We start from the raw sequence: 23,355 nt of genomic DNA on the forward strand, positions 1-23,355 counted from the left end.
CGTCATCATGCTGCGGTCATGGACGGGTTCCTGGACACGACCACGGGCGGTCTGACGGAGTTGCGGGTGCACGGCGTGTCCGGCACGCCGCCCGGGGACATGCTCAACCATCCGCATCCCCGGCTGGTCGCGGGCGACGGGACCACGGGGTTCTACCGGCGCTGGTGGCCCGCCGGGCGGCCGGACGCCGAGGGCGCGGACGTGCCCGGCGAACGGCATCGCGAGGCGTACGCGTGGGCCGGGCTCACCTCCGGCGGGCGGGCGATCGCGCTGTGGCTGCTGCTCCTGCCGTTCGCGCTGGCCAACCTGGCGTACTTCATGCTGCCCAGGCCGCCGGGCGGCCGGGGGGTCCGGCGGGCCGTGGAGGCGGCTCAGCGGCTGTTCGCGCTGCTGCTGACGGGCACGCTGGTGGCGGCGGTCACGCGGGCGAGCGTGGATCTGATCGGCTGGCAGTGCACGGCGGCGGGCCGGGCGTGCACGCACGAGACCGCGCCCGGCTGGGTGCGGTGGATGGGCGAGCTGTGGGGCGCCGACGACTCGCGGCGGCTGGCCGTGACCGCGCTGGTGCCGCTGGCGGTGGTGGTAGTGCTGTGGGTGGTCGGGCGGCGGACGTGGAAACGGGACGAGCGGACGGCGATGCCGCCCGACGGGTTCGACCGGTCCGGCCTGCTGCTGGCCCGGCCGCGGCTGTGGCACGGCGACGAGCCGGTGCGGCGGCTGCGGGCGGTGCACCTGGCGTTCTCGCTCGGGTGGATCGGGCTGGCCGTGGCGGCGCCCTTCACCCGTTCGGGTCCCGGTCTGGCGCTGACGGTGGCGAACGGGGGGCTGCTGGTGGCGGCGGTCCTGGTGGTGGTCGCGCCGGGGGTGGCGCGGCGGGTGGACCCTGGCGCGGACGACCCGGGCGGGGCGGTGCTGAGCCGGATCTGCGCGGCGCTGGGCGTGGCGGGGCTGGTGGTGCCGGGTGTGACGCTGGTCGCGGCGGCCGTCGGGCTGCCGGGCGGGGCCGTCTCGCGGCAGTTGCCCGGGGTGGGCGCGGGAACGGTCCAGTTCGTGCTGACGCTGGGGCTGGTGGTGTTCATGCTGGCGGGCACCGCGGCGCTGGCGCGGCGTGACCGGGGGGCGGGGCCGCGGGCGATGGGCGGGCTGGCGAGCTGGTTCGCGCTGCTCGTGGCCGCGGCGGTGGCGAACGCGCTGGGGCTGGGTGTGATGTTCTGGACGGCGGCGTTCTTCGGGGTGCCGTCCTCGCCGGGGGCGGGCGGTCCGGTGGGGCGCCGGCTGTTCCTGGACGACCCGGTGTGGTGGACGGCGGCGCTGGTGCCGGTCCTGCTCGCGGGGCTGGCCGCGGTGGCGCTGGTGCTGTGGAACGCGCGCAGGTCCGACGCCGCCCGGCTGGTCTCCCGGCTGGAGCCGCACTACGGGCGGCACAGCGGCGAGGTGGCGGGCTGCTGGGCGCTGGCGGCGCTGACGGATCGGGCGGGGCTGGTGCTGGGGCTGCTGACGGGGACCGGGCTGGCCGGGTTCGCGGTGGTGACCGTCCTCTACCAGTTCCGGATGCTGAGCCCGATGGACGGGGTGGCCGGGCTGCTCGCCACGGTCGGCAGCTGGGCGATGGCGGCGTTCCTCGTCGGGCTGGTGCTGCTGGGGCGGCGCGCGTACAGCGATCCCGGGTTGCGCCGCACGATCGGGATCCTGTGGGACGTGGCGACGTTCTGGCCGCGGGCCACGCATCCGCTCAGCCCGCCGTGCTACACCGAGCGGGTGGTGCCCGAGCTGATCGGCCGGGTGCGGCGGCTGACCGGGGCGGAGACGGATCTGGTGCTGATCTCCGGGCACAGCCAGGGCAGCGTCATCGGGGCGTCGGTGGTGCTGCAGCTCGACCCGGCGACCCGGGGGCGGGTGCGGCTGCTCACGCACGGGTCGCCGCTGCGGCGGTTGTACGCGGCGTTCTTCCCGGCGTACTTCGGGCCGGAGGCGCTGGAGGCGGTGCGGGAGGCGGTGCCCTGGTTCAACCTGTACCGGCTGAGCGACCCGATCGGCGGGCCGGTCTTCGAGCGGGTGGATCCGTTCGGGCCGCGCGAGACGCTGTCGGCGGTCGACCTGTTCTGCTGGGACCCGGCACGGCCGGATCCCGGCGATGCGCTGGCGGAGACCCGCTGGCACACCGACTACTGGTTCGACCCGCCGTACGCGGAGGCGGTCCGCCGGCTGACCGGGGCCGCCCTGCGCGGTTAGTGCAGTTCGAGCATGAAGGCGGCGGCCAGCGCAGGGGCGCACGGCCAGGCGGCGCCGCAGGAGTCGCAGGTGTGCCCGGCGCCGGCCCGGTGGGTGTCCAGCGCGCCGGCCGCCCTGGCGAAGTAGGTCTCGCTCAGCGGGTCGTGGACGGGCTTCGTACCGAGGAGAACGGCCATCTCGATCACCTTCGCTGCTGATCTGGTGCGATGGCCTTACTCTCTCCCGCCGGGGTCTCCCGGTCTGGGTCGTACGACCCGTTCGGACTGCGTCGTTGGCCACACAGGGACGGCGGGGTCAGCCGGCGAGCAGACCGGCGACGCGTTCGCGCACGTGGGGGGTGTCGAGGCCGCGGACGGTGAGGGTGGTGCGGCGGCGGACCACGTCGTCGACGGTGACCGCCCACTCGCGGTCGCGGGCGTAGACCACCTGCGCCCAGATGTCGGGGCCGCCGGAGTGGATGCGCTCGCCCAGGCTGGGATCGTCGCGGATGAGGCGGGCCAGGTCGAAGGCGATGGAGCCGTAGTGGGAGGCGAGGTGGCGGGCCACCAGCGGGTCCATGCGGGCGCCCGGGTCGCGTTCGGTCCACAGCCGCATGGCGACCGCGTCGGGGCTGGCGAGCCCCGGCAGCGGGACGGCGGGCAGGATGTCGGCCAGGTCGTCGCCGAGCGGCCGGCCGGGCAGGTGGGCGAGGGTGTCGAGGACGACCCGGCCGATGTGGCGGTAGGTGGTCCACTTGCCGCCCGCGACCGAGAGCATGCCGCCCTTGCCGCGGGTGAGCACGGTCTCGCGCTTGGCCGCGGCCACCTGGCCGGGGCCGCCGGGGAGCACGCGCAGGCCGGCGAAGGAGTAGGTGATGTCGTCGGGGCTCAGCTGGGCGTCCAGCACGGCGTGGCCGGCCTCGTCGAGGATCTGCGTGATGTCGGCCTCGGTGGGGCGGACGTCGGCCGGGTCGCCCTCGTAGGGCTCGTCGGTCGTGCCGAGCAGGAGGTGGTCCTCCCAGGGGATGGCGAAGGAGACGCGGTACTTGTCGATCGGGATCGTCAGCGCCGCCTTCCACGGCTGGTGGCGGCGCAGCACCAGGTGGGCGCCCTTGGACAGGCGGATGCTGGGCTCGGCCCCGGGGTCTTCCATGCGGCGCAGGTGGTCGACCCACGGGCCGGTGGCGTTGAGCACGAGCCGGGCCGACACGCCGAACTCGCTGCCGTCGAGCCGGTCGCGCAGCTCGGCGCCGGTGACGGTGCCGCCGGTCTTGCGCAGCCCGACGACCTCGGCGTGGTTGAGCACGGTCGCGCCGGCGTCGGCGGCGGCGCGCACGGTCATCACGGCGACCCGGCTGTCGTTCATCTGGTGGTCGCCGTAGACGGCGGCGGCGCGCAGCCCGTCGGTCTTGAGCGCGGGCACCCTGGCCTGCGCCTGCTGGGGGGTGATGACCTTGCCGACGCCGTCGCCGAACACCGACAGGGCGGAGTAGAGGAAGACGCCCGCGCCCAGCTTGGCGGCTCCGTGGGGGCCGCCGCGGTAGATCGGCACGAGGAACGTGAGGGGCTTGACCAGGTGGGGGGCGATGTCGCCGGCCAGGGCGCGGCGCTCGCGGTGGTTTTCGGCGACGAGCTTGACGTTGCCGGTCTGGAGGTAGCGCAGGCCGCCGTGGACCAGCTTGGACGAGGCGCTGGAGGTGGCGCCGGCGAAGTCGCCCGCGTCGACCATGGCGACCCGCAGCCCCGCCTGGGCGGCCATCCAGGTGACGGAGGTGCCCAGGATGCCGCCGCCGATGACGAGCAGGTCATAGGCGACGCGGCTGAGCTCCTCACGGGTCTCGGCGCGGGAGGCCATGGCGTCGGTGCTCTTGGCGATCATGTGGTGCTCCAGTGAGACGGCGGCTCTATGATCTCACGCGGGCCGGCGCTCAATCCGCGCCGGCGCTCTCGCCGGCCCGCGTCACATCGGGGGCGCGATGCTCGTACGGGGTGCTCAGCACTACCGTAGTGCGGGTGGAGACGTTGGCGGCGGCCCTGATCTGTTGCAGGAGTTCTTCCAGTGCCACGGGTGACGCGACGCGCACCTTGAGAATGTAACTTTCGTCACCCGCGACGCTGTGGCACGCCTCGATCGCGGTCAGGTGGGCCAGCCGCTCGGGTGCGTCGTCGGGGGCGGCGGGGTCGATCGGTTTGATCGAGATGAACGCGGTCAGCGGCAGCCCGATCGCGTCGTGGTCGATGATCGCGGCGTAGCCGCGCACCACGCCGCGCTTCTCCAGGCGGCGGACCCGCTGGTGCACCGCCGAGACCGAGAGCCCGGTCTCCCTGGCCAGGTCGGTGAAGCTCATCCGGCCGTCGCTGGCCAGCAGCGCGACGATCCGGCGGTCGATCTCCTCCATCGGTCAAAGGTAGCCGGTCGCGGTCATGAGATGTTCATGCCATCGTGCCGACGGGGGATGCTCCCATGCGCATCGCGTGCTCGACGAGCGTGACGAGGACGTCCCTGCCGGACTCGCGGCGGCGGGCGTCGCAGCGCACGATCGGCACTCCCGGGTCCAGGCCGAGCGCCTGGCGGACCTCGCCGATGGTGAAGGGGCGGGCGCCGTCGAAGCAGTTCAGGGCCACGACGAACGGCTGGCCGCGCTTCTCGAAGTAGTCGATGGCGGGGAAGCTGTCGGCCAGGCGCCTGGTGTCGGCGAGCACGACGGCGCCGAGCGCGCCCAGCGCCAGCTCGTCCCAGACGAAGACGAAGCGTTCCTGGCCGGGGGTGCCGAACAGGTAGAGCGTGTAGTCGCCGCCGATGGTGATGCGGCCGAAGTCCATCGCGACGGTGGTGGTGGGTTTGGCCTCCACCCCGGTCAGGTCGTCGACGCCGGCGCCGGCGTGGGTGAGCATCTCCTCGGTGCGCACGGTCCTGGTCTCCGACACCGCGCCGACCATGGTGGTCTTGCCAGCGCCGAAGCCGCCGGCGATCAAGATCTTGATCGGGATGGGCATCCGCCAGTGATCAGAACGCCCGAAGTCCATCCAGCACCGCCTGTACGTCCTTCCGCGGCTCTGCCGCGCCCGCACGCCTCGCCCCGGGAGCGCCGCGTCAACGGCGTCTGTCAAGGTGAGTCAGGGAGTTCCATCTGCCTGGCAACGAGTCACCTTAGCAATGCCACAAACCTCACTCAAGCGCCTATGGCTCCCAGAAATCAATATGTCACCTATGTCGCCTACAGCCTCTTTAGGTGGCCTACTTCTCCCAAGCGAGTAAACCTGTTTGTCAGGACTCGAAGCGCTTCACCACTTCTGGCGGGAGATGGCCCGAAATATTGTGATAACCAGCCGTAAAGCCGACTTGTCGCCACAGATAGGTGGCCGTACGCGGACTGCTCTCCCGCATCCCGCGGATCAGCTCGCCCGCGTCGCGGGCGAGACCGGCCATGGCGTCGTTCACCTCGGCCCTGGCCACCCCCAGCAGCAGCACGTTGAGCCCGCCCCAGCTGAGGTCCCTGCGGTACGAGGCGATGTCGCCGAGCAGGTGCAGGTAGCGCTGCACCTGCTCGCTGACCGAGCGCAGCTCCTCCAGGTGCTCCTTGGCCCAGGGGTCGCCGGCGTAGATGAGGTGGGACAGGTCGACGAAGCAGCTGCCGCGGCTGTCGGCGTTGCCGACGTAGTGGTCGAGCGAGACGTCGGCCGCGGTGTCGCGCCACTCCCACGCCCTGGCCATCCCCGCCAGGGTCCTGCCGAGCTGCTCGCGCCAGAGCCAGTGCAGGTCGGCGAACTCCTTGACGGTGGCCAGCTCGTCCCGCAGGTCGGCCAGGAAGCGGGTGACGGCCGCCCGGGGCGCGGCGCCGTCGGCGACCGCCAGGCAGTCGCGGATCAACCGGCCGACCTGCTCGCGGGTGGTGGCGGTGTGGTCGACGAGCCGGTCCAGGGCGCGCACCCACAGGGCGGCGCGGTTGACGACCTTGAGCCGGTCGGCGGTGGCCCACGGCGCGCCGAACGCGCTCGTCAGGGAGAGCGCCGAGTAGAGCTCCGGCCCGAATGCCGCCCCCGGGAACAACCCGCCGTACATCTGGGCGCAGCGCCGTAAATCTCTGTCACACTCGGCCGCCAGCGCGCACGTCCGGCCGAGCTCGAACGCCTCGTCCAGCTCGCCGGGCAGCCTCATGGCCGCTCGGCCGGCATGCGGATCATCGGCGATTACCCCCATATACCCGCAGATATCGCTGTGTAGCGAATTGTCACATGATCACCATCATCGGATCAAGGTACAGCAACCTGGCTGTCAGGCCCCGATCGCGATGAACGAGACGTCGTCGCCCCTCGCCCGGCGCAGCGCCTCGGCGAGGTCGAGCCCGCTGCTGAGACCGGCGTGCAGCCTGACCATAAGCGGGACGGCGCTCACGTCGTTGACCGGCAGCACGCTGGCCACGATGCCGGCGGTGCCGAGCCGGAGCAGCGCGGTGGCCAGGCCGAGCAGCTCGTCCGCGCCGACGGCGGCCATCTGGGCGGAGTCGCAGCTGGACAGGACGAGCCGGTAGGGGGCGCGGCGCAGGCGTTCGAGGTCGTAGCCGGTGAGCCGGCCGTCGTCGAGGTGGAGGGCCGAGAACATCGGGCTGTCGGCGCGGAACGTGCCGTGCGCCGCCAGGTGGGCGAGCCGGCACCCGTCGATGGCCGACAGCACCGCCTGCGCGGTCGCCGCCCCCTCGTCGAGCACGGTGAGGTCCCGGGTCTCGTACAGCTCCTCGATGGCGCGTACCTCGGCCTTGGCGTTGGGCACGTCGGGGCCGCCGACGAGCACGACGCGGCCGCCGTCGGGCGGCGTGGACGCGCGGGCGCGCAGCCAGGCGGCGGCGGAGGGCGCGACGCTGAAGGCCGTGCGCCGCAGCGACGGCAGCAGCCCCCACGGCGCGGCGTGCAGCACGCTGGGCGGCACCACCACGCACGGACCGCCGGCCAGCCGGTCGGCGACCGGGCCGAGCACGGCCTCCTCCAGCCGCCGCCCCAGCGCGGCCAGCTCGCCCGGGTCGGTCTGCGGCTCGTAGGCGAGGCGGCGCAGCCGGGAGCGGGCGAACTCCGTCTCGGCGACCGCCCGGCCGACCGGCCCGACGGCGTACCGGCGTACCCGGCCGTCGCCGCACAGCAGCACGTGCAGGACGCCGTCGATGAGCACCAGCTCGGCCAGCCGCCCGCCGGGGCCGAGGCTCTCCAGCACCCGGCGGCAGTCGAAGCCGTTCTCCTCCTGCCCGCCGGGCCCGCGCAGGCGCAGCGTCTCGGCCCGTACGCGGGCTTCCAGCGCGGCGCGCTCGCGTTCGAGACGCGCGGCGGAGGCGCCGCCCCCGGAGTGGGCGCCGGCCAGTAGTTGGTCGAGGCGGCGCAGCGCGGCGAGCCGGCCGAGCAGCTCCGGGTCGTCGGACGGCGGCATGGGCGGCACGGCGAGCGCGGTGGCCCGCCAGCGTTCGGTCCAGCCGAGCAGCTCGCGGCTGCGCCCGGCGCGGTGCAGGTGGCGCAGCGCGAGCTTGACCAGCTCGACGCCCTGGGCGGAGACGAGCGCCCGCAGCTCCGAGGAGCCGAACGTGAGCCGGTGTTCCTCGATCAGCGCCAGCCCGGCCCGGCAGGCGTGCAGCAGCCGGCGCGGCTGCCCTGCCGCCTCCGCCCGCAGCGCCTCGGCCAGCCAGCCGCCCGCCCGCGCGGTGGCGGGGCCGTGGTGTCGGGCACGCGCGGCGGCGGCCAGGTGGCGGTCGGCGACGGCGGCCCGGCCCAGCTCCAGCGCGGCGCGGCCGGCCAGCAGGTGGGCCTGCCAGGCGTCGGGCGAGCCCAGCTCGGCCAGCCGGCCGGCGAGGCGGCGGGCGTCGCCGAGCAGCCGGGGCGTGGCCCCCTCGGCGAGGCCGGCCTGCACGAGGATCAGCCGGGCGTGCTCGGCCCACCAGGCGCGCCGCTGCCCGGCGAACAGGGCACGCGCCTCGGCGGCCCGCTCGCGGGCGGTGGCCGGGTCGGCGGCCAGCAGCGCGGCCCTGGCGGCGAGGAGCAGCAGCTCGGCCCGCCGGGTGGCCTGGCCGCGCAGCCGGGCGATCAGCCGCAGCCCGGCGTCGGCCTGCTCCAGCGCCTCGCGGGCGAGCCCGGCGGCCAGCAGGACCGCGCACCGGTCGGCGACCAGGTCGGGCATCGGCGTGCCGAGCCGCCGGAACCCCTCGTCGGCCTCGTCCAGCAGGGCGAGCGCGGTGGGCAGGTCGCCGGCCACGGAGGCGGCGACGCCCCGGTTCTGGATGGCGACGACCGAGTCGTGCTCCTGCCTGGTGGTGGCGAACATGCGCTGCGCGGTGCCGAAGTCGGCGTCGGCGGCCTGCACGCCGCCCAGCGCGAGCTGCACGTGGCCGCGGAGGCTGAGCGCCCGCGCCGCCCACACGGTGTCGCCGGCCCGGAGCAGCGCGGGTGCGGCCGCCTTCAGGTCGTCGAGCGCCTCGCGGTGGCGGCCGAGGATCCAGCGGGCGCCGGCCCGCCGGAACAGCACGCGGGCGCGGGTGGTGCCGGTGGCCCGGCCGGCGGCCGAGTCGAGCGCCGACAGCCCGGAACGGGTCCGCCCGCGGTGCACGAGCGCGATGCCCAGGGTGGCGAGCACGTCGGCCTCCCGGTCGGGCGAGCCGGACCGCCGGGCCAGCCGCACCGCCTGCCGCAACTCGCCGATCGCGGCCTCGAGGTCGCCGAACTCGCGGTGCAGGATGCCGATCGCCTGCCGGGCGATCGAGGAGTCGTACGGGCCGCGCCCGCCCGCGAGGATGGCCCTGGCCGCCTGCAGCGCCTCCTTCGGGCGTGCGAACACCATGGCGAGCACGTCGTGCGGATCGCCGGGTTCGCGGGCCCCAGACACGCCTCGATCGTAGAGCCGGCCCGCGCCCGCGTCCAAGCGATGTATCAGGTGGCGGCCCGGGAGCTCATAACCCATGGGAACCTGCTCGACGGCCCGATGGGCTGAGTCTTCCCCCGACCGAGACGGCTGCCGGAAAGGAACCGACGATGACGACACCGGATCCGGGTGGCGACGCCCGCTTCTGGGCGCAGCTGGAGATGGTGAACGCCGCCCTGCCCGACGGCGTGCGCGCGGTGGCCGGGCCCGAGGGGGCCGCGCCCGGCTCCTCGGTGACGCCCGCGTACGCCGAGCTCGACGGGCACGTGCTGGTCCCCGCCCAGGATCTGGACCGCGCCGCGAACATGGTCATGGACCTGGTGCCGGGCGAGACCGACCCGCGGGTGGTGTGGCCGCCGGAACGCGACGCGGGCCGAGTGTCGGTGCGCCGCCTGAACGTGGGCGAGCGCGGCGCGCGGCTGGTCGCCGACACGCTCTCCGGGCGGCGGGTGCGCGCCACGCCGGTCCACCTGGTCACGGTGGCGGGGGTGAACCTGTGCCCCGGCGACGAGCCGGTGCCCGCCTCCGGGCCGCTGCGCCCGGCGCGCGCCGCCCGCGACGCCGGCGCCGGGGTGCGGGTGACGGTGCTCGACACCGGGCTGGTGCCCGGCTATCTCGACCACGCGTGGCTGGCCGCGGGCTCGGGCGACCCCGCCATCCCGGCCGTCGGCGGTGACGTCACCGACGAGGTGACGGGTCACGTGATCGGCCCGTACACCGGGCACGGCACGTTCATCGCCGGAGTGCTGCGCTGCACCGCCCCGGCCGCGGACGTCCAGGTGTTCCGGACGTTCCCGTACGCGGGCGCGGTGCCCGAGGACGAGCTGGGCCTGGCCATCCGCGACACGCTGGCCGCGCACGGCTGGCCCGACATCCTGTCGCTGTCGGCCGGCACCAGGACCCGCGACGCGGCGGCGCTGCTCGGCTTGGCCGACTTCATGGCGGAGCTGACGCTGCACCCGGAGACGGTGCTGGTGGCGGCGGCGGGCAACGACGGCGGCACCGACCCGTTCTGGCCCGCCGCGTACGCCGGTGAGCCGGTGAACGCCACCGGCGACCTGGTCGTGTCGGTGGGCGCGCTGCGCGAGGACGGCCAGGGCAGGGCGTGTTTCAGCAACCACGGCGACTGGGTGACGGTGTACGCGCCGGGCGAGCGGCTGGTCAACGCGTTCGCCTCCGGCCAGTACACCTACGGCTACCCGCACTGCACGACCTGCCGCCACGCCGAGCCCCCGCTCTACTCCGGCTGCACCTGTGTCGGGCCGATGAAGGCGGGCGACAGCGCCGCGTTCACCGGGCTGGCGCAGTGGAGCGGCACGTCCTTCGCCACGCCGATTGTGGCCGGGCTGATCGCGGCCCGGATGTCCGAGGCCGGCATCTCGTCGCGGCAGGCGGCGGCACAGCTCGTGGCCGGTCGGCTGTCCGTACCGGATCTCAGCGGTTACCTGCGGTGACGGGACGTTCTCCTGTCCTGGAGCGGCTCACGAAATATCATGAGCTTTCTGCCCCAGGACTGAAAAGGACCGTGGACGACACCGTGGACGACACCGCGCTGGATGAGACCTCAGCCCTCGTCAAAGCAGCCGCCGACGGCGACGCCGACGCCTGGAGGGAGCTCTACCAGCGCTTCAGCGGCCTGGTGTGGGCGGTCGCCCGCGGCTACCTGCCGGTCGCGGCCGACGCCCAGGACGTCGCGCAGACCACCTGGTTCCGCTTCGCGGAGAATCTCACCAGGATCCGCGACCCCGAACGCGCGGGCGCGTGGCTGGCCGCCACGGCCAGGAACGAGGCACTGCGCGTGATCCGCACCAGCGGCCGGGCCGTCCCGGTCAGCGACATCGCGCTGATCGGGTTCGACGTGGACGAGCGCTCGCCCGAGCTGCTGGTGCTGGAGGCCGAGGAGGAGATCGCGGAGGCCGAGCGGGCGCAGCAGGTCTGGGCGGCCTTCCAGGAGCTGTCGGAACGCTGCCGGCTCCTGCTGCGCGTCCTCGTCGCCTCGCCGAGGCCCACCTATCAGGAGGTCGCCACCGGCCTGGGCATCGCGGTGGGCAGCGTCGGCCCCATGCGGGGACGCTGCCTGAAGCGGCTCGGCGTGCTGGTGGAACGACGCGGACGAGCCGGGGGTACCGGGTGAACGACATGGATGACGACTTCGTTCTGGAGAACGAGCTGCGCGCGGTCGCGAACCTGCTCGACCCTGTGCCGCCGGAGCTGCTGGAGGACGCCATGCAGGCGTTCACCCTGCGCACTCTCGACGCCGAGCTGGCGCTGCTCGCCTTCGACTCGTGGGACGAGCGGGAGGCGACGCGGGTCCGCGGGCCCGGCGCGCCCCGGCTCCTCACGTTCCGCACGGCGGAGGTGGAGCTGGAGGTGGAGGTGTCGGGGCCGCGCCTGGTGGGGCGGCTGCTCCCGGCGGAGGAGACCGACATCCGGGTGCAGCGCCGCGACGGCGAGCAGCGGGTCCGCTCCGACGAGCTGGGACGCTTCACCGCCGACGCCCTGACCCCCGGGCCGCTCCGGCTGCGGGTGGTCCCGCACGCGGGCGGCCCGGTGGTCACCTCCTGGATCCGCGTCTGACCGCTCCGGGCCGTCGGCCCGGCGGATACGTGAATGGCCGGGTGCGCGGGGCGCGCACCCGGCCGTGCGTGGCGGACGTTCCCGGCGATGCCGCCAGGACCCTTGGTTGAACATCGCCGTTCCCGCCGCCACGCCGCTCGTGGCGGGCCGCGCCGGTCCCCTCCTCCGGCGCGGCCCGGTCATCATCCGGGAGGCTCGTACGTGATCATGGGCTTTCCCCGTAGGCGGCCAGTTTGGCGGCCAGCGCCACCCTGGAGCCGATGCCGAGCTTGGTGTAGATCTTCCCCAGGTGGTATTCGACGGTCTTGACGCTGATGAGCAGCTGGCGGGCGATCTGCCGGTTGGTCAGCCCGTCGGCCACCAGCGTCGCGGTGCAGAACTCCTGCGGTGTCAGCCCCAGCCGGGCCGTCACCGCCGGCTCCAGCCCGCACGCCTCCAGCTCCTGCGCGCACCGCGCCACCATGGGCCGGGCGCCCAGGTCCGCGAAGACCGCTCGCGCGGCCTGCAGCCGCTCCGCCGCCGCCCGTCTCCTTCCGGTACGGCGCAGCAGCCGGCCCAGGTCGAGCAGGGCACGCGCCTCCTCCATGGCCGACCTCCCGCCGCCCGCCCATTCCAGTGCGGCGATGAAGCGTTCCTCGGCCGCGGCCGGAGCGTTCCGGCCGGCCAGCACCAGACCGTCCAGCCTGGCCCGCTGGGCACGGGCCCGGGGCCCGTCGCCGGTGTCGGCCAGCCCGTCGAGCACGGCCCCGGCCTCCTCCAGCGCTCCCTCGGCGACCAGCGTCTCGATGAGCTGCGGGCGCGGGTCGGGCACGAACGCGTCGCCCGCGGCCGGTGGCACCGCCCCGGCGCCGAGCACCGCCATCGCCAGATCCGCCTGCGTCCGGCCGAGCACGCTGCGCTGCCGCCTGGCCTCGTCCCGCGCCGCCGCGACGTGCGCCAGCGCCCGCTCGTGCTCGCCCTGAGCGGCCAGCGGCGCCACGCACACCACCCGCAGGCACGGCAGCAACCACCGCTGCCCCAGCCCCGCGGCCTCGGCGACGGCCCGCTCCGCCCGCTCGACGGCGTCGTCCCAGCGCCCGTCGCGGTACTCGGCCACGGCCAGCAGGGCGACCGCGAGCAGCCGATGGCAGGGCAGCCCGGCCCTGGCCAGCTCCTCCGCGGTCCGGCCGAGCACCTCGCGGGCCCGGCCGACGGCGTCCTCGCGCAGCAGCCGCACCGCCTCGGCCAGGCTCACGGCGGGCGCCCGCGGTGACGTCTCGCCGGCCAGGGCCAGCACGTCGTACGGGCGCGCGGCGGGACTCTGGATCGGCTGGGCGAGCGCCACCCGCGCCCAGCGGGCCGCCTCCAGCTTGTCGTCGCCGAGCAGGCGCAGCCAGGCGAGCCGCTCGGCCACGTCGGCCGCGAACGCCGACTCCCGGTGCGACCACGCCTCCTCCAGCAGCCGGCCGGCGTCCTCCAGGCGGCCCTCGGCCAGGGCGAGCCTGCCGAGCACGTAACGGCGCACCGGGCGCGGGTCGGAGTTCGGCAGGGCGGCCAGCTGGGCGGCGCGCACCACGTCGCCGCTCACCAGCACATGTTCCAGGGCCGCGGTGCGCAGCTCGTCGCGCCGCCCGGCGGCGCGCGTCAGGTCGGCGGCGAGCTCCAGGTGGGCCGCGGCCTCCTCCCACAGCCCGTGCTGCGCCTCCTTGGCCGCGTACCAGGCCAGCTCCTCGGCCAGCCCCTCGTCGGGGCCCGCCGCCGCGGCGGCCCGATGGCGCAGCTCGGTGCCAGTGTCGTCGGTGATCCGGGCGGCGGCCAGGTGCAGGCGCGCCCGGGTCCCCGCGCCGAGTGCGTCGTAGGCGGCGGCCCGGCCGAGCGGATCCCGGAACCGGATCACCCGCCCCGGCCCCTCGGCCAGCACCCCGGCGGCCACGGCCTCCTCCAGCGCGTCCAGCTCGGGCGCCGCCCCGCCATCCCGCCCGACCCCGCCGAACCCGTCGAGGTCCCCATGGTGACCGAACCCACGGCGACCGGATCCCCGACTACGCGCCCCGTAAGGGCCGGGCTCGTGGTGGCCCGGCTCGTGGTGGCCGGCATCGGGATGGCCCGCGTCGGGGTGGCCCGCGTCGGGGTGGCACGTCTTCTGACCACCCGACTCCTGACGGTCCGGCTCGTGACGGCCCGTCTTCTGACGGCCCGCCCTCTGACGAGCCGGCTTCTTACGGTCCGGCTCCCGGTGGTGGTCGGCTCCAGCCCTCGCCGCTGTGCCGGTCATCGCCCGGGCCACCATGGCGGCCTCGTACAGGGTGCAGCCCTCCCCCAGCACCGCGCACGCCGCGATGAGCGCCCGGGCGGGCGGCCCGCAGGACCGCAGCCGCCGGGTGAACGTGCGGGCGTACGTGACGGGAGCGGGCAGCCGTGCGCCCGGATCCGCAAGCGTGGACGCCGGAAGGGCGGCGAGCATCGCGCGGGCGTGCAACGGGTTGCCCAGCGTGTGCGCCCTGAGCCGCGCCGCCGCCCTCTCCGACAGCCCGTCCTCCGGCATCGCCCCCGGCGACATCCCCGGCGACATCTCCGGCGACATCTCCGGCGACATCGGCCCCGTAGGGATGGCCCTCGCAGGCATGGCCTTCGGCGGCAGCGACCCCGCGGGCAGCGCCCCTGCCTGCCCTGCCCCCGGGCTCATCCCTGCCTGGCTCGTCCCCGTCCGTTCGGGCAGCGCCTCGCCGGGCGGCAGATCCGTACGCGCTGGGTCCAGCGCCCTGAGGGTTCGCTCACCTGGCTCGGCGCGTCCGGTCACCCCCCGAGGCGGCGGCTCCGCGCTCCCCTCGCCCCCCGGGAGCCGCCGCCTCGTGCCGGCCGCCTCGCTCGGATGTCCCGAGCTCCCCCGCGGCCGTCCCCCGGGCCCGGTCACGCCCTCAGGCGCCCGTACGGGCAACCTGGCCAGTTCCGCGACCGACAGCCCCTGGAGGGAGATCCGGCCCGCGACGTCGTCAGTGAGCAGCCGCCGCAGCCCGGTCGGCAGCCACGGATCGTCGACGTCGCGACAGGCCGTCAGCACCAGCACCCGTTCCCCATCCAGGCGCCGCACGGCATAGCAGAGCGCGCGCAGCGACGGCCGGTCGGCCCACTGCGCGTCGTCCACCAGCACGACCACGGGCCCGGCCGCCTGCGCGCGATCGATCGCCTCGCACACGGCCCGGCCCGCGGTCCACGGGTCGTCTGCCACCAGCCCTGGCAGCAACCGGCTGATCATGCCGTACCTGAGGTGCCGTTCGCCCGCGTCGCCGTTCACACCCATGATCCCCACCCCGGGTGCGTCGGCGAGCGCCTGGCGGATCAGGGCCGTCTTGCCGATCCCCTCCGGCCCTTCGATCACCACCCTGCGCGCCGGCCCGGCCGCCGCCAGGCGCAGCTCGGCTCGTAGCACCGCGAGCTCCGCCTCCCTCCCGACGAACATGGCCTTCTCCCTCCCTCGCCTTTCCCAGAGGCGGCACGAGCGGATTTGATACACCTTTGAATCACCAGTGGTTTCAACGGCCACCTCCGTGCGGGCGCCGCAGGTCACCGGGACCGCCGCATGGGCGAGAATGCCGGATGTGATTGTGGACAAGGCGATCTACCGCGGCGGCGTGCGCGAGACCATCGGCGGCGACATCAGCGACGCTTTCGCCCGCGCCAGGGCCAGGGGTGACTGCTTCCTGTGGATCGGCCTGCACGAGCCCACGCAGGAGGAGTTCGACCTGATCACCAGCGAGGTGAAGCTCGACCCGCTGGCGGTGGAGGACGCGATCCACGCCCATCAGCGGCCCAAGCTCGAACGGTACGACGACACCCTGTTCGTGGTGCTCAAGCCGCTGCTGTACGTCGACGAGACCTCGGATATCGAGGTCGGCGAGATCAACCTGTTCCTGGGCGACGACTTCGTGATCAGCGTCCGCCACGGCCAGGCCTCCCCGCTGGGCGGGGTGCGCCGCCGTCTGGAGGCCGACCCCGCCCTGCTGGACGCCGGCCCGGCCGGGGTGTTCTACGCCATCTGCGACGACGTCGTCGACACGTACTGGCGCATCTCCCACGAGATCGAAGCCGACCTGACCGCCCTGGAGCACCGGGTCTTCGGGGGCGAGCTGGCCGACGTGACCGCCGACATCTACTCGCTCAAGCGGGAGGTGCTGGAGTTCCGCACCGCGCAGGACCCGCTGGTGCCGGTGCTCGACGAGATCGTCAAGGGCCGCGTGGAGCTGTGCGCGGGCATGCGGGAGCAGTTCCGCGACGTGCTGGACCACCTGCTGCGCGTGGACACCCGGATCGACGAGCACAACGAGCTGCTCACCAGCGCCCTGAACGCCCACCTGGCGCTGGTGACCCGCGAGCAGAACCAGGTCGCCATGCAGCAGAACGCCGACATGCGCAAGATCTCCTCGTGGGCGGCGCTGATCGCCGTGCCGACCATGATCGCCGGCATCTACGGGATGAACTTCGACCACATGCCCGAGCTGCACTGGCAGCTGGGCTACCCGCTGGTGCTGGGCGTCATGGCCGTCGCGGTGGTCGTCGTCTTCCGGCTGCTCCGCAGGAGCGGCTGGCTCTGAGCCTCAGCCGGGAGTACGGACCTGGTCCAGGAGCCGGCGTGCCTCCTCCACGACCCTGCTGCCTCCCTTGCGGGCCGCCAGCTCGGCCAACAGGTCCGCGCCGGCCCACCCGGCGACCTCGGCCAGGACCGTCTGCCCGGCTGTCCGTGCGTACGCCGCCGTTTCGGCCGCGACCGCCAGCAGGCCGGCCAGGCCGGCGCGGGGTCGCTCGCCCGGTGCGGGCAGCAGCGCTGGTACGACCTCGGCGAGGATGGCCCAGACCGCGGTGTACGCGCCGGCGCTGGTGGCGTGCTCCAGCGACTGGGTGAGGGGGCCGAGCTTGATCGCGCCCGCGCGGAGGAGCCGCCCGGCGACCCTGCCGATCGCGGCGGCGGGCGGATCGCCCTGGGCGGTCAGGGTGATGACCGCCTCGACGGCGGGGCCGCGCTGTTCGGCCAGGTGGTGGGCGAGGCCGAGCGTGACGACCATCGCGAGGGCGTCGCCGGTGGGCCCGTCGCCGTGTGCGAGGGCCGCCACGATCTCCATGGTCCTGTCGCGACGGGTGACGCCGTTCGGGATGAAGCGGGCCATATGGGCGGCGGTGACTTCGCGGTGCGACGGCATGAGCGCCGGCCACCACTCCATGGTGTGCGGGTACGACAGGTAACGGGACGCCTCGTACGAGGTCCACAGCGCGGCGATCGGCGGCGGGACCTCCGCAGGGGCCGTGATGCGGCCGTCCACCTCGACGCGGGCGGCGCGGTACGGGTCGGCCTCGGTACGCACGAGACAGGTCACGGCGGGGTCGGGCAGGCCGCCCCGGCGCAGCCAGCCCGCCAGCGTCCGCGCCGCCGCGGACCCGAGCCGGTCGGCGCGTCCGGCGAGCGCGGGGTCGAGCTCCTGGCCGGCGGCACCCTGACGAACGCGCTCGACGGCATGGGCAGGTCGGACAAGCTGTCGCGGCAGGCGCAGCAGGGCCTGGTGGAAGTCGGATGCGAGCGGCTCGGCGTCACCCAGCAACTCCATGCGGTCCAGCAGCGTCACGGGGTCGACGTGGCCGGTGGGCTCGGTGGGGGTGGCCAGCAGCACGGGCATGTCTCCGCCCGCCCGCAGCAGCTCCATCACCTCGTTCAGCCGGCGGGCCAGGAACCGCTGGAGCGGGTGCTGGCAGGTCCACCGGGTGGCGTAGGCGATGGAGTCGTCCGTCACCCGGTTCTCGCCGGGCGCCACGACGGCCAGCGCGCACCGGGCCAGCAGGTGGTAGAGGTCCTGCTCGCCTCCCACCAGCAGGTGGGGCCGGCTGTCGGTCACCGTCCGGTGCCACGGCCGCAGGGCCTCCGCCAGGGCCTCCCGGTCCTGGTGGGCCAGGGTGACGAGGGCTGCCAGGATGCGTTCGCCCTGCTGGAGCTCCATCCGCCAGTGCAGGCCGCCCAGCTCGCCGACGAGCTCGGCGGGGGTCGTGATGGGCGGCGGCAGCGGGGCGAGGACCGTGGGGACCAGCACGGGCGGAGCCGGCTCGGGCTCCTCGTGAACCGGGATCGGGCCGATCACGGCGCCCAGCCGTTCGCGCCACGGCTCAGGAAGATGCGCGGCGGCCTCCCGTACGGCCTCCACCGCCTCGCCCATCTCCGACCCCACGATCACAGCCCGCCCCGCCGCACGGGACTCCGAGGGACCGTGGGTCGCTGCGCGGCCCTGGGCGCGGGGGCTGCCAAGGGCCGTGGTGCGGTGGGTGAGGGTGATGGTCAGGCGGGCCGCGCGGTCGCGGAGTGCCGGGGAGGGTTCGGTGAACACGGTGGCCAGGGCGTGCAGGGCGGCGGGCACGCGGGAGGGCGTGGCGCGCTCGCCGATCCACGACAGGGCCGCGGCGACCTGCTTCTTCTCCGGGCGGAAGGCCAGCGCCCGGACCGCCTCGCCGAACAGCTCGTCGTCCATGAGCCCGGCCTCGTCGGCCCGGCGCAGCTCCCCCGCCAGCAGCCCCGCCAGCGCCGGGGACGCCGACGACAGCAGGCGGACGAAGTCGAGCACCGGGATCTCCGTGACGTCCACGGCCAGACTGCTCCAGAGCGTCACGAACGGCGCGACCTCCTCGGGCCCGCCCCCGGCCATGAAGCGGCCGGCGCAGCCGTCCAGGAACAGCTCCCGTTTGACCAGCCCGTCGGCGGCCAGACCGGCCAGGCGGGCCGCCGCGGAGACGCCGTGGTTGCGGGCCTCGCTCCAGTTGAGCGCGGCGGCCACCCCGGCCGCCCGGAACAGGCGGGGCGCCACGACGTCGAGCAGCGGCGGCACGTCCTGCCCCATCCAGGTCGCGGTCGCCAGCCGCCACGCCCACCCCTCGGCGAACGCGTCGTTGTCGGGCGGCTCGACGCCCGTGGCCTCCACCAGCGCGGCGGCGAGCGTCCAGTTGGGCACCCGCTCGTCGAACCCGCGGCCCCGCACCGGCCGCAGCCCCTCCACCAGGCGCCCCGCGAGGTCGGCGCGCCATTCGTCGGTGCGGTGGGAGAGCAGGGACATCACGCGGGCGGCGTCGGTCTGCGGGTCGGGCACCTGGCGCAGGTCCCGCCGGTCGAGCCAGTCGGCGACCTGCGCCGCCCCGCTCAGGCACGCGGCCCCGGCGGCGCGCAGCCGGGCGGCCCGGTCCTGCAGCCACCAGCGGCCCTCCACGCCCTCGCGCCGCGCGCCGGCGACGTAGGAGGGCAGGTGGACCGCGACGGCCCGCCTGCCGAGGTCGTTGAGCGAGCGCAGGAACGTCACCAGCTCCTCGACGGTGCCGTCCTCGATGCGGTCGACGACCTCACGCCACGGGTTCACCTGGCACCTCCGCCTGATCACACCCGCGCAGGGGACGCCCCTGGCACACGACGCGCCGGGACGGCGACGGGCATGCCACGGACGCTAGCGATCACCCCCGACAATCCCGGCGCGGCCGCGTGATCAGACGATGACCAGCTCCCTGGTCGTGACGTTGAGCCGGTCGACGCCGGACTCGGTGCACACCACGATGTCCTCGATCCGCGCCCCGTGGGCTCCCGACAGGTAGATGCCGGGCTCGACGGAGAAGGCGAAGCCGGGCTCCAGCGGCTCGCCGTTGCCGGCGACGATGTACGGGTCCTCATGGCCTTCGACGCCGATGCCGTGGCCGGTGCGGTGGATGAAGTGGTCGCCGTAGCCGGCCTCGGCGATGATGTCGCGGGCGGCGGCGTCGACCGACTCGCACGACACGCCGGGACGCACGGCCGCGCAGGCGGCGTCCTGGGCGCGGCGCAGCACCTCGTAGTAGGCGGCGAACTCGGCCGGCGGCTCCCCGACGCAGTAGGTGCGGGTGGAGTCGGAGCAGTAGCCGCTCGGCATCTGGCCGCCGATGTCGACCACGACGGGCTCGCCGGCCTGGATCACGCGGTCGGACACGTCGTGGTGCGGGCTGGCGCCGTTGGGGCCGGAGGCGACGATGGTGAAGTCGACGGAGGTGTGGCCGGAGGCGAGGATGGCCTCGGCGATGTCGCGCGCCACCTCGCGCTCGGTGCGGCCGGCCCGCAGGAAGCCGGGCACCTGCCGGTGCACCTCGTCGATCGCCTCGCCGGCCTCGCGCAGGGCGGCCACCTCGGCGGGCGACTTGCGCATCCGCAGCTCGCGCAGCACGCTGCCGGCGAGCACCTGCTCGGTGTCCGGCAGCACGTCGCGGAAGCGCAGCGACGCCATCGCCCACATGCGGTCGGCCACGCCGACCTTGGCGACCCGTCCCAGCCGGTCGGCGGCGATCAGGTACGGGTCGTCCGTCTCGTCCCACGCCACGAACTCCAGGCCCAGCCGGGAGGCGGGCGAGGCCTGCGCGGCCGGCAGCTCCAGCCTCGGCACCATCATGTACGGGTCGGCCGCGGCGGGCACCACCAGGCAGGTCAGCCGCTCCAGCGGCTTGGCGTCGTAGCCGCTGACGTAGCGCAGGTCGGGGCCCGGAGTCAGGAGCAGGGCGTCGACGCCGGCCTTGGCGGTGGCTTCCTGCACGGCGGCCAGACGGGACACGGGATACAAGTCTGAGGACGTCACAGGCTTAATCTACTCGCCTAAAATCCGCGGAAAGCTCTCACCACGCCGCAATCCCCCGGCACCCTGCGCACGCGAATCGTCACGTACTGTGATGCCAATTGTCCTGTTCCCCATGGCTGCCCGGAGGTGCGTGAGCATGCTCGACGGCGACTCCGAGCTGCTCGCCGCCCGGCTGGCGCACGCCCAGCGGCTGGGCAACATGGGCTGGGCCGAGTGGAACCTGCGCACCGGCGGCATCGTCTGGTCCGAGCAGGTGTACGCGATCTTCGGCAGGGACCCGGCGCAGGGCCCGCTGCCGCTGGCGGACCTGGCGGCCTACGTCGAGCCCGACGACCTGGCGGCGCTGGACGAGCTGCTGTGGACGGTGACGCAGGGCGTGGAGCCGGTGCAGGCCGAGTTCCGCCTCCGGCGGGCCGCCGGCGACGTGCGCAACCTGCGGATGGTGCTGGAGCCGCTGATGGCGCCCGGTGGGCCGACCGGCGTGCACGGGGTGATCCAGGACATCACCGGCCGCCGCCGGGCCGAGCGGATCATGTCGGAGTCGCGCCGCCAGCTGCTGGAGGCGCGGGTGCAGGCGGCCGAGGAGCGGCACGTGATGCTGGCGCTGCGCGAGGCGATCCTGCCCGAGCCGGCCGGCTGCCTGGACCTGCCGCACACCAGGATCGCGGTCCGGTACGTACCGGCGGAGAAGACGGCGAGCCTGGGCGGCGACTGGTTCGAGGCGGCGGCGCTGCCTGACGGGCGGGCGCTGCTGGCCATCGGCGACGTGTCCGGTCACGGCCTGCCCGCGATCGCGCACATGGCCCAGCTCCGGCACGCCCTGGTCGGGCTCACGATGACGGGCGAGCCGCCGAACCGGCTGCTGTCCTGGCTGAACGACCTGGTGCTGCACCGGCTCGCCGACACCACGGCGACGGCGATCATCGGTCATCTGGACGCGGCGACCCGGGTGTTCACCTGGGGCCAGGCCGGCAACCTGGCGCCGGTGCTGGTCCGCGACGGGGTGGCCAGCAGGCTCTCGCCGCCCCGGGGCGTCCTGCTCGGCGCCACCAGCGAGGTGCCCTACCAGCTGGCCAGGACCCGGCTGCGGAGCGGCGACCTGGTGCTGATGTTCACCGACGGGCTGGTGGAGCGGCGCACCCGCGACATCGACGAGGGCCTGGACCTGGTGATGACGGCGGCGTGCAAGCTGCCTGGCCGTGACCTGGACGAGGGCCTGGACCGGCTGCTGGAAGACATCGGCGGACCGAACCCGGAAGACGACGCGTGTCTGCTCGCGGTGGGCATACTGGGCACGTGCTGATGCTTCTGGACACCCCCTCGCTGTATTTCCGCGCCTTCTACGGCATCCCTGAGACGATCACCGCGCCCGACGGCACCCCGGTGAACGCGGTGCGGGGGCTGATCGACATGATCGCCACGCTGGTGCGCGGCCACTCCCCCACGGAGCTGGCGGCCACCATGGACGCCGACTGGCGGCCCGCCTTCCGGGTGGCGGCGCTGCCCTCGTACAAGGCGCACCGGGTCGCCCACGGTGACGTCGAGGAGGTGCCGGAGGCGCTGGTGCCGCAGATCGCGGTGATCGAGCAGGTGCTGGACGCGCTCGGCATCCCCCGGCCGGAGTCGCCGGGTTACGAGGCCGACGACGTCATCGGCACGCTCACCCACCAGGCCGCCGGCGCGGTCGACATCGTGACCGGCGACCGCGACCTGTTCCAGCTCGTCGACGACGCCCGCCCGGTGCGGGTCCTCTACACCGCGCGCGGCGTGCGCAACCTGCAGCTGGTGGACGAGGCGTGGGTGAGCGCCAAGTACGGCATCCCTGGCCGTGGCTACGCCGACTTCGCGACGCTCCGCGGCGACCCGAGCGACGGCCTGCCTGGGGTGCCGGGCGTGGGCGAGAAGACGGCGGCGGCGCTGATCACCCGGTTCGGCTCGCTGGCGGCGATGCTGGAGGCGCTCGACGGGGGCGGCGCCGAGGGGTTCCCGGCGGGCGCACGCAACAAGCTGGCCGCCGCCCGCGACTATCTGGAGACCGCGCCGGTGGTGGTCAAGGTCGCGCACGACGCGCCGCTGCCCGACGTCGACCTGAGCCTGCCGGTCAAGCCGCGCGACCCGGAGGCGCTGGTGGCGCTGGCCGACCGTTACGGGCTCGACGGCCCGCTCAACCGGCTGCTGGACGTGCTGAGCCGCTGACCTTCAGCGTGGCCGGGCGCCTTCCGCGCTCGCGATCACCTCCTGGGCGAACTCGCCCACCCGGCGCGGCAGCCCGCGCGGGTCGTTCAGGGGCGTCGGCAGCCCGAGCCGGCGGGCCAGCGCGAGGCGGATCAGCGGATGCCAGCGGGCGTCGAAGGTCTCCAGCGCGTACCGCCCCGCGTCCTCCTTCGAGATCACCTCGCCGGTCACGATCGTGTGGTGCGGCCGGGGCAGGTCCAGCACCTTGGACAGCGCCACCCGGTGAGCCGGTTGCAGCGGCTTGCGCGGGGGCTTGGCCGACAGCGCCGCGGCGGCCCATCCGGCGAAGTGGCCGCGCAGCTGCCGCAGGTTCCAGTCGCGCAGCCGGTGCGGCTCCGGGTCGAGGCCCAGCTCGCCGGGCGCCGGCCCGCGTACGGTGACGCCCTTCTCCAGCAGGATCTTCCACACCACCGGGTTCGCCTCGAACCCTCTCCCCCGCTGGAAGGAGGGCCCGCTGTGGGACGCGATCGGGCGGATGCGCGTGACCGGCTCGCCGAGGTCGCGCGCCGCGACGAACACGCCGTTCACCGTGCCCGGGATGGACGGCCGGGCCCGGACCAGGGCCTGCCAGGCCGCCGTGACGTTGCCCGCCTTGTGCAGGAGCGCCAGCCGGCGGATGTCCCGCTCGCTGAGGTCGCCGTCGACGGTGGCGACGAAGTCGATGTCGCTGCGCCCTTCCCGCCAGGCGCCCAGCGCGATCGAGCCGACCAGGTAGAAGCCGCGGATCCGCCCCGGCAGCAGGCGGTCGGCCGCGGCCAGGTAGCGGGAGATCGCAGGCGTCGCGTCCGCTGGAAGCATGGGATCAAGATTTCCACACCTGCCGGTGGCGAATCCCGACATTCAG

17 protein-coding genes are annotated in these 23,355 nt (G+C 74.6%); 7 read left to right on the plus strand and 10 right to left on the minus strand.

Features of this window, described 5'->3' with window-relative positions; all coding sequences use genetic code 11:
• The first annotated feature begins 18 nt into the window (after nt 1-18).
• Entirely contained in the window at nt 19-2,232 is a 2,214-nt protein-coding gene (locus ACGFI7_RS26305) for a hypothetical protein (protein WP_393409219.1), read from the plus strand.
• Here ACGFI7_RS26305 and ACGFI7_RS26310 read toward each other — a convergent pair.
• From ACGFI7_RS26310 to ACGFI7_RS26335, 6 genes are all read right to left on the minus strand, one after another.
• Nucleotides 2,229-2,408: a hypothetical protein gene (locus ACGFI7_RS26310; RefSeq protein WP_393409221.1), complete on the minus strand. Its 180-nt coding sequence runs from the start codon at nt 2,406-2,408 to the stop codon at nt 2,229-2,231. The two genes, ACGFI7_RS26305 and ACGFI7_RS26310, sit on opposite strands and share 4 nt — an antisense overlap.
• A gap of 118 nt (nt 2,409-2,526) precedes the next feature.
• Nucleotides 2,527-4,089, minus strand: a complete 1,563-nt coding sequence (locus ACGFI7_RS26315) for a glycerol-3-phosphate dehydrogenase/oxidase (RefSeq protein WP_393409222.1) — start codon at nt 4,087-4,089, stop codon at nt 2,527-2,529.
• Nucleotides 4,090-4,138: 49 nt separating this feature from the next.
• Nucleotides 4,139-4,609: an Lrp/AsnC family transcriptional regulator gene (locus ACGFI7_RS26320; protein WP_393409223.1), complete on the minus strand. Its 471-nt coding sequence runs from the start codon at nt 4,607-4,609 to the stop codon at nt 4,139-4,141.
• 34 nt (nt 4,610-4,643) lie between these two features.
• Nucleotides 4,644-5,237, minus strand: coding sequence for an ATP/GTP-binding protein (locus tag ACGFI7_RS26325; RefSeq protein WP_393409224.1), 594 nt, complete (start codon nt 5,235-5,237; stop codon nt 4,644-4,646).
• Nucleotides 5,238-5,478: 241 nt separating this feature from the next.
• Nucleotides 5,479-6,369, minus strand: a complete 891-nt coding sequence (locus ACGFI7_RS26330) for a hypothetical protein (RefSeq protein ID WP_393409226.1) — start codon at nt 6,367-6,369, stop codon at nt 5,479-5,481.
• Between the two features lie 117 nt (nt 6,370-6,486).
• The gene (locus ACGFI7_RS26335) at nt 6,487-9,069 is read right to left on the minus strand and encodes a CHAT domain-containing protein (protein ID WP_393409228.1); all 2,583 of its coding nucleotides are present in this window, start codon (nt 9,067-9,069) and stop codon (nt 6,487-6,489) included.
• A gap of 146 nt (nt 9,070-9,215) precedes the next feature.
• Between ACGFI7_RS26335 and ACGFI7_RS26340 the strand changes: the two genes are divergently transcribed.
• The 3 genes from ACGFI7_RS26340 to ACGFI7_RS26350 all read left to right on the plus strand — a co-directional run bounded on the left by ACGFI7_RS26340 (nt 9,216) and on the right by ACGFI7_RS26350 (nt 11,682).
• Nucleotides 9,216-10,559: a S8/S53 family peptidase gene (locus tag ACGFI7_RS26340; RefSeq protein ID WP_393409229.1), complete on the plus strand. Its 1,344-nt coding sequence runs from the start codon at nt 9,216-9,218 to the stop codon at nt 10,557-10,559.
• A 71-nt stretch (nt 10,560-10,630) separates the two neighbouring features.
• Entirely contained in the window at nt 10,631-11,239 is a 609-nt protein-coding gene (locus ACGFI7_RS26345; protein WP_393409231.1) for an RNA polymerase sigma factor, read from the plus strand.
• Between the two features lie 5 nt (nt 11,240-11,244).
• Nucleotides 11,245-11,682 carry a hypothetical protein gene (locus ACGFI7_RS26350; RefSeq protein ID WP_393409233.1) on the plus strand — a complete coding sequence of 146 codons (438 nt, stop codon included), beginning with the start codon at nt 11,245-11,247 and terminating at the stop codon, nt 11,680-11,682.
• Nucleotides 11,683-11,887: 205 nt separating this feature from the next.
• Here the strand turns inward: ACGFI7_RS26350 and ACGFI7_RS26355 are convergent, their stop codons facing one another.
• Nucleotides 11,888-15,121, minus strand: a complete 3,234-nt coding sequence (locus tag ACGFI7_RS26355) for an AAA family ATPase (protein WP_393409234.1) — start codon at nt 15,119-15,121, stop codon at nt 11,888-11,890.
• A 130-nt stretch (nt 15,122-15,251) separates the two neighbouring features.
• On the opposite strand from ACGFI7_RS26355, the gene ACGFI7_RS26360 reads away from it, so the two are divergent.
• The gene (locus tag ACGFI7_RS26360) at nt 15,252-16,253 is read left to right on the plus strand and encodes a magnesium and cobalt transport protein CorA (protein WP_393409235.1); all 1,002 of its coding nucleotides are present in this window, start codon (nt 15,252-15,254) and stop codon (nt 16,251-16,253) included.
• Nucleotides 16,254-16,256: 3 nt separating this feature from the next.
• On the opposite strand, the gene ACGFI7_RS26365 is transcribed toward ACGFI7_RS26360, so the two are convergent.
• Entirely contained in the window at nt 16,257-19,043 is a 2,787-nt protein-coding gene (locus ACGFI7_RS26365) for a hypothetical protein (protein WP_393409236.1), read from the minus strand.
• A 123-nt stretch (nt 19,044-19,166) separates the two neighbouring features.
• The gene (locus tag ACGFI7_RS26370) at nt 19,167-20,261 is read right to left on the minus strand and encodes a M24 family metallopeptidase (RefSeq protein WP_393409565.1); all 1,095 of its coding nucleotides are present in this window, start codon (nt 20,259-20,261) and stop codon (nt 19,167-19,169) included.
• A gap of 127 nt (nt 20,262-20,388) precedes the next feature.
• On the opposite strand from ACGFI7_RS26370, the gene ACGFI7_RS26375 reads away from it, so the two are divergent.
• Together ACGFI7_RS26375 and ACGFI7_RS26380 are read left to right on the plus strand one after the other, a co-directional pair.
• On the plus strand, nt 20,389-21,579 hold the full coding sequence (locus tag ACGFI7_RS26375) for a PP2C family protein-serine/threonine phosphatase (protein ID WP_393409238.1): 1,191 nt from the start codon (nt 20,389-20,391) through the stop codon (nt 21,577-21,579).
• On the plus strand, nt 21,579-22,472 hold the full coding sequence (locus ACGFI7_RS26380) for a 5'-3' exonuclease H3TH domain-containing protein (protein ID WP_393409566.1): 894 nt from the start codon (nt 21,579-21,581) through the stop codon (nt 22,470-22,472). The genes ACGFI7_RS26375 and ACGFI7_RS26380 overlap by 1 nt, the downstream gene beginning before the upstream one ends.
• Nucleotides 22,473-22,475: 3 nt before the next feature.
• On the opposite strand, the gene ACGFI7_RS26385 is transcribed toward ACGFI7_RS26380, so the two are convergent.
• Nucleotides 22,476-23,309: an aminoglycoside adenylyltransferase domain-containing protein gene (locus ACGFI7_RS26385; protein ID WP_393409239.1), complete on the minus strand. Its 834-nt coding sequence runs from the start codon at nt 23,307-23,309 to the stop codon at nt 22,476-22,478.
• Nucleotides 23,310-23,355: the final 46 nt, after the last annotated feature.

Source organism: Nonomuraea sp. NPDC048826 (assembly GCF_043198225.1).
Classification (GTDB): Bacteria; Actinomycetota; Actinomycetes; order Streptosporangiales; family Streptosporangiaceae; genus Nonomuraea.

Coding starts and splice junctions, on each gene's coding strand:
- ACGFI7_RS26385 (WP_393409239.1), bottom strand. CDS start 23,309: ATGCTTCCAGCGGACGCGACGCCTGCGATCTCCCGCTACCTGGCCGCG.
- ACGFI7_RS26360 (WP_393409235.1), top strand. CDS start 15,252: ATGCCGGATGTGATTGTGGACAAGGCGATCTACCGCGGCGGCGTGCGC.
- ACGFI7_RS26375 (WP_393409238.1), top strand. CDS start 20,389: ATGGCTGCCCGGAGGTGCGTGAGCATGCTCGACGGCGACTCCGAGCTG.
- ACGFI7_RS26330 (WP_393409226.1), bottom strand. CDS start 6,369: ATGAGGCTGCCCGGCGAGCTGGACGAGGCGTTCGAGCTCGGCCGGACG.
- ACGFI7_RS26310 (WP_393409221.1), bottom strand. CDS start 2,408: ATGGCCGTTCTCCTCGGTACGAAGCCCGTCCACGACCCGCTGAGCGAG.
- ACGFI7_RS26305 (WP_393409219.1), top strand. CDS start 19: ATGGACGGGTTCCTGGACACGACCACGGGCGGTCTGACGGAGTTGCGG.
- ACGFI7_RS26315 (WP_393409222.1), bottom strand. CDS start 4,089: ATGATCGCCAAGAGCACCGACGCCATGGCCTCCCGCGCCGAGACCCGT.
- ACGFI7_RS26355 (WP_393409234.1), bottom strand. CDS start 15,121: ATGTTCGTCGGGAGGGAGGCGGAGCTCGCGGTGCTACGAGCCGAGCTG.
- ACGFI7_RS26325 (WP_393409224.1), bottom strand. CDS start 5,237: ATGGACTTCGGGCGTTCTGATCACTGGCGGATGCCCATCCCGATCAAG.
- ACGFI7_RS26340 (WP_393409229.1), top strand. CDS start 9,216: ATGACGACACCGGATCCGGGTGGCGACGCCCGCTTCTGGGCGCAGCTG.
- ACGFI7_RS26380 (WP_393409566.1), top strand. CDS start 21,579: ATGCTTCTGGACACCCCCTCGCTGTATTTCCGCGCCTTCTACGGCATC.
- ACGFI7_RS26320 (WP_393409223.1), bottom strand. CDS start 4,609: ATGGAGGAGATCGACCGCCGGATCGTCGCGCTGCTGGCCAGCGACGGC.
- ACGFI7_RS26350 (WP_393409233.1), top strand. CDS start 11,245: ATGGATGACGACTTCGTTCTGGAGAACGAGCTGCGCGCGGTCGCGAAC.